11 protein-coding genes are annotated in these 10265 nt (G+C 34.8%); 6 read left to right on the top strand and 5 right to left on the bottom strand.

Features of this window, described 5'->3' with window-relative positions; all coding sequences use genetic code 11:
* The 5 genes from Q0505_RS16020 to Q0505_RS16000 all read left to right on the top strand — a co-directional run.
* Positions 1–1887 (top strand): T9SS type A sorting domain-containing protein (locus tag Q0505_RS16020; RefSeq protein ID WP_299215011.1); only part of this gene is annotated, 1887 nt, incomplete at its 5' end.
* A gap of 12 nt (positions 1888–1899) precedes the next feature.
* Complete coding sequence (locus tag Q0505_RS16015; protein ID WP_299215008.1) at positions 1900–2175, top strand: DUF2752 domain-containing protein; 276 nt, start codon at positions 1900–1902, stop codon at positions 2173–2175.
* A 22-nt stretch (positions 2176–2197) separates the two neighbouring features.
* Positions 2198–2527: a CCC motif membrane protein gene (locus tag Q0505_RS16010; RefSeq protein WP_299215005.1), complete on the top strand. Its 330-nt coding sequence runs from the start codon at positions 2198–2200 to the stop codon at positions 2525–2527.
* Between the two features lie 113 nt (positions 2528–2640).
* Complete coding sequence (locus Q0505_RS16005; protein WP_299215002.1) at positions 2641–2949, top strand: CD225/dispanin family protein; 309 nt, start codon at positions 2641–2643, stop codon at positions 2947–2949.
* 64 nt (positions 2950–3013) lie between these two features.
* Positions 3014–3373 carry a DUF2752 domain-containing protein gene (locus tag Q0505_RS16000; RefSeq protein WP_299214999.1) on the top strand — a complete coding sequence of 120 codons (360 nt, stop codon included), beginning with the start codon at positions 3014–3016 and terminating at the stop codon, positions 3371–3373.
* A gap of 320 nt (positions 3374–3693) precedes the next feature.
* Here the strand turns inward: Q0505_RS16000 and rocD are convergent, their stop codons facing one another.
* The 5 genes from rocD to Q0505_RS15975 form a co-directional block, all read right to left on the bottom strand.
* Positions 3694–4974, bottom strand: coding sequence for an ornithine--oxo-acid transaminase (gene rocD / locus Q0505_RS15995; protein WP_299214996.1), 1281 nt, complete (start codon positions 4972–4974; stop codon positions 3694–3696).
* 303 nt (positions 4975–5277) lie between these two features.
* The gene (locus Q0505_RS15990) at positions 5278–5664 is read right to left on the bottom strand and encodes a DUF6768 family protein (RefSeq protein WP_299214993.1); all 387 of its coding nucleotides are present in this window, start codon (positions 5662–5664) and stop codon (positions 5278–5280) included.
* A gap of 8 nt (positions 5665–5672) precedes the next feature.
* Complete coding sequence (locus Q0505_RS15985; RefSeq protein ID WP_299214990.1) at positions 5673–6218, bottom strand: RNA polymerase sigma factor; 546 nt, start codon at positions 6216–6218, stop codon at positions 5673–5675.
* 239 nt (positions 6219–6457) lie between these two features.
* Positions 6458–8611, bottom strand: coding sequence for a carboxypeptidase regulatory-like domain-containing protein (locus Q0505_RS15980; RefSeq protein WP_299214987.1), 2154 nt, complete (start codon positions 8609–8611; stop codon positions 6458–6460).
* 337 nt (positions 8612–8948) lie between these two features.
* Positions 8949–9149, bottom strand: a complete 201-nt coding sequence (locus tag Q0505_RS15975) for a hypothetical protein (protein ID WP_299214985.1) — start codon at positions 9147–9149, stop codon at positions 8949–8951.
* A gap of 398 nt (positions 9150–9547) precedes the next feature.
* Here Q0505_RS15975 and Q0505_RS15970 point away from each other — a divergent pair.
* Positions 9548–10265, top strand: a 718-nt coding sequence (locus Q0505_RS15970; RefSeq protein WP_299214982.1) for a hypothetical protein, incomplete at its 3' end; no start/stop codon positions are given.

The raw sequence follows: 10265 nt of genomic DNA, 5'->3' as shown, positions 1-10265 counted from the left end.
GGTATTCTTTCTTTATTTCAAGAAGGCACTACCAATCAATATGACTATAACTTGTGGGCTTCGCCTGTAGGTGTTGAGCTAAATGACGATGGTACTACTAGAGCTCCTGGAAATGGAATTTTTGCTTTTAGAGATCCTGGAACTACCGGTGCTGTTTCAGTTCCTCAACGAGTATTTAACGTGCCTGTAGATTTTGATGGCGCTGGACCTATGGATGCCGAAACAAGTAGTAATCCTGCATTAAGCACCTCAGGACTTAATGGTTCTGCTGGTACCAATTTTTTAAGCATTGCATCTTTTTGGATTTATGGATATGAAGCTGGAAATGCAACCGCAGATTTTATTCCTGTACAATCTACGGGGTTTTTACCTGCAGGTCTTGGCTTTACCATGAAAGGTGTTTCTGGTAGTGATCCTACTACCGCTGGAAATGGCGTAGATAATACACCCAATAATCTGGGTGTTTTTGGAGATGGTCAAGGACAACGTATTGATTTTAGAGGAAGACCTAATAATGGAACGATCACTGCTAGAGTAGAAACAGATACACAAACTATAACAGGAAATCCATACCCATCTGCATTAGATTTAAATTATTTTTTATTATTGAATTCGGATTCAGGACCTTTTAATACCACATTATCTAACGGAAACACAGTAAGCTTTACAGGTAATGATGTTACCGATGGAATGGCTTATTTCTGGGAGAGTGATCCAAATGCACAAACGCATTTTATAGAAGAGTATCAAGCGGGTTATGGTGTATATTCTCCAATGGGTTTACTAGAAACAGAGGGTATGTATGTGGCTGCGCAATATTTTATGTATGACGAAGCTGGAAATCCAATAGGAGGCCCCGTAGGAAACGGAGATGGAACGCTTAACAGAAGATTTACACCAATAGGTCAAGGATTTATGGTGGTAGGATCTGACACACAAACAAGTGATACATTTACTTTTACAAATGACATGAGAATCTTTGTGAAAGAAGGAAACAACTCTGATTTTAGAAATAATGAAGAAAATGATGTGGTAGAAGCGGTAGGCGTAGGTACTTATTATGAAGATATCAATAATTTTCCTACATTTTCACAGTTTAAAGTAGGTATCAATATCAATGATACGTATGGTCGTGAGCTTGGTGTTGGAATTCTTGATCACGCTACAAGAGGCTACGATACGGCAATGGATGCAAAAAGTGCAGGTTCACAAAGTACTGATGTCACCTTTTCTATTAATGAAAAAGATCAGTTTGTTATTAATGCAGTTCCAAATGATGAATATCAAGCGCTACAGTTATCTATAGTAGCAGCAACCACTTCTGAATTTAGATTCAGAGCTAGAGATATTAGAGATTTTAACTATGAAGGTATTTTCTTATTTGATACCGTTTCAGAAACCTATTATGATATTCAGAACGAAAGTGTTCTTTTAGAATTACCTGCTGGAAATTACCCAAAAAGATTTGAAATTCGTTTTACTAGAGAAGTAGAAGAAGGTATTTCTGATGATGAAGAGGAAGAAGAAGAAACTACAGAGGAAGAAGAAACAACCGAAGATGAATCTGATTGGGAAGAAGAAACCAATTGGGAAGAAGATGAAAATACACTAGCTGTTGATGTTGCCGAAAGTACTTTAGAGTCATTTAACATTTTTCAAAACAATAGTGCAAATCAATTAGAGATCAGAAATCCTAATGGTGTAGCATTAACAAACGTTACACTATTTGACATGACTGGAAAGCAAATTTTCTTAGGTCAGGATTTAGGTAATAAAGAGATCTATACATTTTCTACAAGCAATTTAAGTACTGGAATATACATCGTATCTTTCGTGACCGAAACTGGTCTAACCAAGTCTCGAAAAATAAGTATCACAAATCGATAAATAGTTATTCCAATGGAGGAATATATGTTACCATGCCTAAATAAAAAGTATTTAGGTTTTGAATGTATGGGATGCGGTATACAGCGCTCGGCAGCATTACTCTTTAAAGGTGAATTTATAGACGCATTTTTTATGTACCCAGGAATCTATCCGTTGATAGGCTTACTGGGTTTTTTACTTATCAATCAATTTACAACAATAAAATATGCTAATAAAACTATTATTTTTTTAGCTATATTGACAGTCGCAACGATCATCATTAGTTTTTTGATCAAAATTTTAAACTAATTAACTAACCAAAACACAAATTATGGAACAACAAAAATTACCTAATGCAACCATATCCCTCATCCTTGGAATTATCTCATTTATAGCCTGTTGCTTTTCTTGGGGAATTGGAGGAATTCTATTATCAGGAATAGCATTATTCCTTGCTAAAAAGGATAAAAAATTATACGAAGAAAATCCTGATAATTACGAAAATTACGGACAAGTAAAAACGGCAAGAATCATTGCCATTATTGGTCTTATATTAGGTATCCTTACATTACTTATGATCGTAGGAATGTTAGTTGCCTTTGGAGGTCTAGCAGAAATGCAAGAATGGCAACAAGAACAATTACGTGGTGCAGGAATGTAACCTAAAGTATATCTAGCAAGAAAAAAGCGCCTTCTAGGCGCTTTTTTCTTGCTATCCTTTTTAAAGTCACAATATTACTCTAAATTAGAATTTTATTACTAAAACAAATAACCATGGAAAACCAACCAACAACCTCTGCTACTATACCAGAGAGACCAAGCAATTATCTCATTCTTGCTATTGTAACTACCTTTTTATGCTGTAATGTTACAGGCGTTGTCAGTATTATATATGCTGCTCAAGTGAATGCAAAATGGGAAGGCGGAAATTATGAAGGCGCTATCAGCGATTCTAAAAACGCAAAACTTTGGGGTATTATTGGACTTATAAGTGGTTTTGTCATTATAGGGCTTGTCATGTTAATCTATGGTGCTGCACTTTTTGGCATAATGAGTTCTGGAGGTAGTGGCTGCAGCTATTAAAACTTCAAAAAAATACAACTTTATAAAATATGGGTATCTCCTAGGGGTGATACCTATATTTTTTGTGGCTATTTATTATTACAATCATGATCCTGAAGCTGCCAAAGGGGAAGGTTTCTTTCCTAGATGTTACTTTCATCTAGCCACAGGACTCCACTGTCCTGGTTGTGGTAGTCAAAGGGCGACTCATGATCTATTACATCTTCGTATAGGACAAGCGCTCCAACATAATGTTATGATCGTTATCCTAGCCATCCTTTTGATTTCAAAGGCGTATGCGATGGTTTCAAAAAAATATGCGCCTAATTATTATTACAATTTAGGACATAAATCATATTTCACTTATGGGATTCTAGTCATCGTATTTCTATACTGGATCCTACGTAATATTCCGTATGAACCGTTTACATACTTAGCTCCGTAAAGTATACGCTTTCGCGAAAGCGAAGATTCATAAGTCCAAAATTTAAAATAGAAAGTACACATATAAAGTATAAAAAGCATAAGCAAATTAGTAGCGTTGTTTTAAGTGATAATTTGTATCACACCTCCCTAACCCTCCTTCTTAGGAGGGAACACTCAAACGCTGATCATCATATTTCTATACTGGATGCTACGCAATATTCCGTATGAACCGTTTACATACTTAGCTCCGTAAAGTATACGCTTTCGCGAAAGCGTACAAAAAAACCACCCCAATAAGTTCGTCAAGGCGGTTTTTACTATTAAAAGCTGACAGCTATATTACTTCTCAAATGCTTTGAGTGTTTTTGTGATAATCGCTACACAGGCTAGTAATTGCTCTTCATTCATGACCAAAGGTGGCGCAAACCTAATAATGTTTCCATGTGTTGGTTTAGCTAATAGTCCATTATCACGTAGTGACATACAAATATCCCATGCGGTAGAGCTATCTTCTGTATCATTGATGCGTATAGCGTTTAGCAATCCTCTTCCTCTGACAAGGTTGACAATGGTACTGTTTTCTATATACTCGTTCATTTTTTCTCTGAAAAGATTTCCAAGTTTTCTTGCATTTTGAGCAAGGTGTTCATCTCTTACAACTTCCAATGCTTCTGTAGCAACAGCTCCTGCAACTGGGTTTCCTCCAAAAGTACTTCCGTGTTGTCCTGGTTTTATCACTTCCATAATTGCGTTATCTGCAAGTACTGCAGATACTGGATAGGCGCCACCTGAAAGTGCTTTTCCTAAAATCAAGATGTCAGGTCTTGCGTAGGTCTCTTGTTGCTCACAATGACCTTCACAGGCACATGTACCACATACGGCTAGTAAGGCTCCAGTTCTTGCAATTCCTGTTTGAATTTCATCTGCAATAAACAATACATTGTGTGCATTACATAGTGCTTTTGCTTTACGCATGTAATCATCGTCTGGTGTAAATACACCTGCTTCGCCTTGGATAGGTTCTACTAGAAAACCAGCAATATTTTTATTAGATTTTAATACTTCTTCTAAAGCATCTACATCATTATATGGGATTTTAGTAAATCCTGGTGTGTAGGGTCCAAAGTTTTTACGAGCGCCTTCATCATTAGAAAATGAGATGATGGTTGTGGTACGTCCGTGAAAATTATTATCACATACAACAATCTGAGCTTCGTGTTCTGCTACTCCTTTTTTCTCATAAGCCCACTTTCGCGCAAGCTTAATAGCTGTTTCAACAGCTTCTGCTCCGGTATTCATAGGAAGCACCTTATCAAATCCAAAGTACTCGGTTACGTATTTTTCATAAGGTCCTAAAGTGTCATTATAAAATGCACGTGAGGTAAGGGTCAATGTTTTTGCTTGTGCTGTCATTGCATCTACAATACGAGGGTGACAGTGGCCTTGATTTACCGCAGAGTAGGCAGATAAAAAGTCATAGTATCGTTTTCCTTCTACATCCCACACATATACACCTTCTCCTCTACTTAATACGACAGGAAGTGGATGGTAGTTATGTGCTCCATGCTTGTCTTCTAATGCAATTGCTTCTTTTGATGTAAGTTGATCAACAGTTGGCATAATCTAAAAAGTTTAATAAAATTAAATAAAATGTAATTCCTACTATACCTTTATTCTTTCGAAAGCTCGAAAATTCAGCGGAGGAGAGAAATCATCCCTAGAGCTTGCAAGTTACTAAAATTAAGTTTTAGAACGCAGCTTGACTTTTAATTTTACCTACAAATTTTGCATTTTTTCATCCTGATTTTACAATTTTTGAATTACTGTAGCGATAGCTATGCAAACTAAAAATTACTTCATCAGCACAAAAAGCCTTCATTTTCGGTTCCAAATAAAAAGTCAAGATGAGTTCTTGAGAAAAAATCATTCTGACACTTTTGAAGATAATGCCGAAACTTGTAATTCTAATCGTTTTAATTCTCTAACAATACTGTTTTTATCCATTTGCATCCACATATACAGTTTAAGCATAGAGAGTATGAGCATACAAAAAACACCAGCAACAGCCCATGTAATCAACTCGTTGGTCACATCTGTATTAAAAAATTGAATGATACAATACACAAAAAAACCTAGCACAAATAAGTTCACAATATTCATTGCAATCACAATCCATTTGTTCTTTCCTTCAAACACGCCTCCAAACATTTGGACTATATTTTGCTCATCTAGGGTGTCATAAAACTTAGCTTCTTCTTCGGTTAATGCTTGTTTTATTAAATGGTCTACTTCTTCAAATTCTTTTCTCATGATGTCTACTATTTACGTATTGTTTTTAATTTTTCTCTTGCGTAAAAAAGCCTTGATTTTACAGTCCCTTTAGATATGCGTAAGATCTCACTTATTTCTGTGATCCCGTACGATTCTACATAAAATAAGGTTAGTACGCTTTGTTGTTGTTCAGAAAGTAACGCGATGGCTCTTTTTAATTTTTCTTTTTCTAATTGATTTCCTGAAACATCCATCTCCTCAATATTGAAGGTCTCTTTTTCTGAAAGGATTTCCTGTTGCTTTTCTTGAACTCGTTTGCTTTTTCGGTACCAATCGATTGATTTTTTAGTCACAATCGTGAGTCCCCAAGCGCCAAACTTATCTGGTTGCTCTATGCAATGGATGTTCTTTAATATGGTCACCCAAGTATCTTGAGCAATATCCTTTGCGATGTCAACATCATAGGTATACGTATACGCTTGCTTGCAAAATCGAAGGTGCCATCTTTTTACAAGTACCGCCATGGCTTTCTGATGGCCATTACAATACTGAGCTACTAGCCAGGAATCTTCTATTTTTTTAGATGGTTTCATATCGCTTTCTATGGTATAGACGATCGATTTTTAAATAGGTTCATTTTTGGAGATCTTATTTACATATCAAGGTAAGAATATTAAAGTATACGCTTTCGCGAAAGCGTATATAGGCAAAACAACATTTTAAGTGACATTGAGCTTCAAACTATAGCATAAAAAAACCTCCTTAATTTCTTAAGAAGGTTTTAGGAATTTATTTCTGAATAGATCGTAATCTATTCAGAAAAATCTGTCTATTAATTATGTTCTATAATCACTCTTTTGGTAATTACTCCCTTATGGGTTGTAAAGCTGAACAGATATAAACCTGTTGGCACATCTAGTTCTAAACCAAATGCTAACAACTCATTATTGGTTTTCTCTTTTCTAATGGTTTTAACGAGTGTCCCATTGATTCTATAAATGTTTAATTCAATAACCGAATCATTATCTAGATCGACTGCAATATCCATTTTCCCTCTATTTGGGTTTGGAGTAATAGACACTATATCTTTTGTTCTATTTTTAGGTCTATCATCAGCACATTTTGGTGCAAAAATAGTCGTTTCGTATCTCCTGCAACTAGGATCAATTAAACCTGTTGGAGAGATATACATCACCCAAGATGGGTCATTTGCGCTAATCGGACCTAGTTGGATGTTTGTGGTATTTCCTGTTCCAGAATACGATATTTGCTGATTATTGGCATATCCAATTAAATCCCAAGAAACTCCGTTTGTTCCAACAACGCTTACAGTGATATAGTAATAATCATCACTAGGATCAAGAGGAGTCCCATTGTCATTACAATCGCCCGTAGAAACAATAGCATTGATATTACAAGAAAAATTACATGATGTTGGTGCTACTACACCAAAATCTAGAAAACAATTATCACCATATCGTATTTGAAATCCTTCAGACCCATTAAGTACAAGGTAATTACCTAGGTCCACATTATTTTCATCTCCATTTCCAAAATAAATAGTTAACCCATTACTATCAACAACCGTCCAAGGTTGTCCTACTGTATTAAATACGTCTAAAGTGATGTTATAAAAATCATCAGTAGGGTCAAGAGGTGTCCCATTATCATTACAAGAGCTAATAGAAGCTAATGCTTCTAGTTCACACTCGTCACAATCTTGTTCTATATTGACAGTAATGGTTTCTACGTAAGCTTCTCCACAAGAGTCTTTACCCGTTATTATAACGTTAAAACTATCTGGAGTATCTTCATTAATACAAAACTGCCCAGGAAGTGAACTTTGATCATTAATTGGAACCGTAATTGTGTATTCTGGATCGCTAATAGTCATAGGATCTATAACAAAGCATTCTATACCACAAGGTAATGTATACGTTAGATTACTAGTAATATCTACATTATTAACAATAATAGTAGGAGAGGTAGGTTCACAAGGATTGCATAACATATAATCTTCCATTTCCCCACAAACAGGAATCTCATCATAGCTTGTTATTGGATTTTCACTTACTATAATTCTGATTTTTTCTCCACCTGAAATCACAGAGGTAAGAGTTATAGCTGAATTTCCATTATCATCAAAACCATTATCTAATTCTTCAAATATACCGTCACCATCTAAATCTATATAAAAAGCCATATAGACATTTCCATGTGATGCGCTATAGCTTATTTGCTTGTGATCAATAACAAAAATAGGAATACAAGGATCTGTATAATCTGTATAATTACCGTCACTAGCTCCTGATGGATTTTGATAACTATTATCCCATAGTTTTACCATGTTTATATAAGTCTCCTCACATCCGATGTATGAGCAATTTACATCCCCCATTTTAACAGCATCAAAGTCATGATTAGAGTCTCCAGAGTTATCATCTATCCTAATCACACTAGCAGTTGCTAATTCATCAAACGGATCAATGGGATCCATAAATGGATAGTCAGCAGCAATAAAATTCCAAATATCGCCTATTGGATCACTATCTTCATTTATACATAGGATAATCCTTTGTATAGAAACACGGTCCAGACTATTTATCGCTCCATTATCAGTAACATCTGCTGCTATAAGTTCTAAAGGATCATCAAGTAATTCAACACCTTGAATATGTCTTTGGATTTGGTAGAGGTCGTCATTATCTAATCCACAAGCAATTTGTGATTTACATTCTTCACTTTTTCTCGCAGTCATTGTATATTCTGCGCCATAGGGGATTGCTGGAAAAGTGTAATTACCATTAGCATCTGTCGTTGCATTATAAATAAACATTCCACCTACATTTGTAAGAGTGACTTCAACATCGCCAATTGGCAAATTACTACAAGGTATTGCTATAGTACCACTAATGGGTCTTGATTGCCCCATGACTGAGGTAATTCCCAATAAAAATGTGAAAATTAATATATAATATTTTTTCATAATTATAATTATTATATGCACCTACTCTATTTAATAATGAGGCTTTTCGGATTCCGCCTATCCATATCTAAAACTTTATAATCCTACATATTAAAACCCTTCTGCATCCTCTATAATACGAGCGTCTGTATTTCCTTCTTCAGTAATTTGTTGTTCTTTCTGTTGCTCAACTTGAGGATCAGGAGTACAGTTTGTAAAAAAAGAAGAGGTGTATAACAGTGCACCTAAAAGAATAGTTTGCTCATGATTAAAATAGATTATTGATTACTCCCTACTCTATTTGTAATTAGGCTTTTCGGGTTTCGCCTATATCTCTAAAACTATATAGTCCTATATATTAAAACCCTTCAGCATCCTCCTCTACAATACTACAGTTAATGGGTCGTCCACTTTCACTAAGGTTTCCAGTATCATCTGTGTCAGAATAATAGGTATAATCACCAGACGTCCAACAATAATATTCTCTTGCTCCCCCTGAAATTAATTTACACTGGGATTCGCTTAAAATGAATTTCTGTAATGTTTTTAATGTTTTCATGTTAAAAGTTCTTTTGATTACTAATTTTATTTTTTTGATACTATATCATCAATCCTACATCTGTAGTAGATGTAATCTTGTAATACGTGAGATAGGTTGATCATACTATCTACTAACGTTTCAATAGTGACTTTTATAAGCATACGTACCACTATCATTTTTGAAATTTCAAAAAACAGTTATTGTTCTGAACACATCAAATATTGAGTATTCTTGGGAGGAAGACAAGACAAGTATCTCGCTATTTCAAAATAGCGAGTCTAGATATTGTAAATCAAGAGACATTCTTTTTTATTGAATTTCGTATAACTAACTCAAAAAATGAATACTATTTCCTTATGATGCAATAAGGTTTTGGAGAGTTATTTTTATCTTTAAGTGTTTTAAATCCTAGCTATATGATCAAAAGAATAATTTTCACTTTCACTTATATATTCACTTTCCCTATACACGCCCAACAAGAATATCAGGAACAGTTAGATAAACTTGACTACCCGACGTTATACTCCAATTTTGAAAAGCATTATAAGAATTTAGATTCTTTTCAAGTGGTAAAGTATGCAAATGCATATTTCTATAAAGCCAAAAAACAAAAGGATACTATTCGCATGGCTGAAGGCTATTATTATAGAGCTATTACCCATAAAAACCATGAAAGATTAGATCTGTATGATTCTATTATAGCTTTAGCTCCAGGTCTTAAAAAAAGTAATTTCCCTACTATAGCGCATCTTCAGAAAGCATACTATTATTACTACAAGTTACAATATAATAAAGCACTTGAAAACTATATCAACGCAAATGAGTATAATACAGGGGATAATAAAGAGGAACTTGCGCTGGATATCAACCTAAGTATTGCACAACTAAAAATTAGAACAGAAGAAAACCAAGAAGCGCTTGATACCTTAAAGAAATATTGGAGAAAAATAGAACCACTTGATTATAAAGAGAGAAAACCAAGAACATATAATAGGATACTTTTACATCTAGCCAACGCGTACCGAAAAATGAATTACGTAGACTCTTCAGATGCATATGCAGCGTTGGGGATTCGGGCAAACGATAATCAAAATAAAGAAAGTAATTACTATTACTACTTCTTATTACTACAAG

The sequence above is a fragment of the uncultured Dokdonia sp. genome, assembly GCF_937910895.1.
In the GTDB taxonomy this organism is placed as follows: Bacteria; Bacteroidota; Bacteroidia; order Flavobacteriales; family Flavobacteriaceae; genus Dokdonia.
This window is presented reverse-complemented; position numbering and strand designations above follow the sequence as displayed.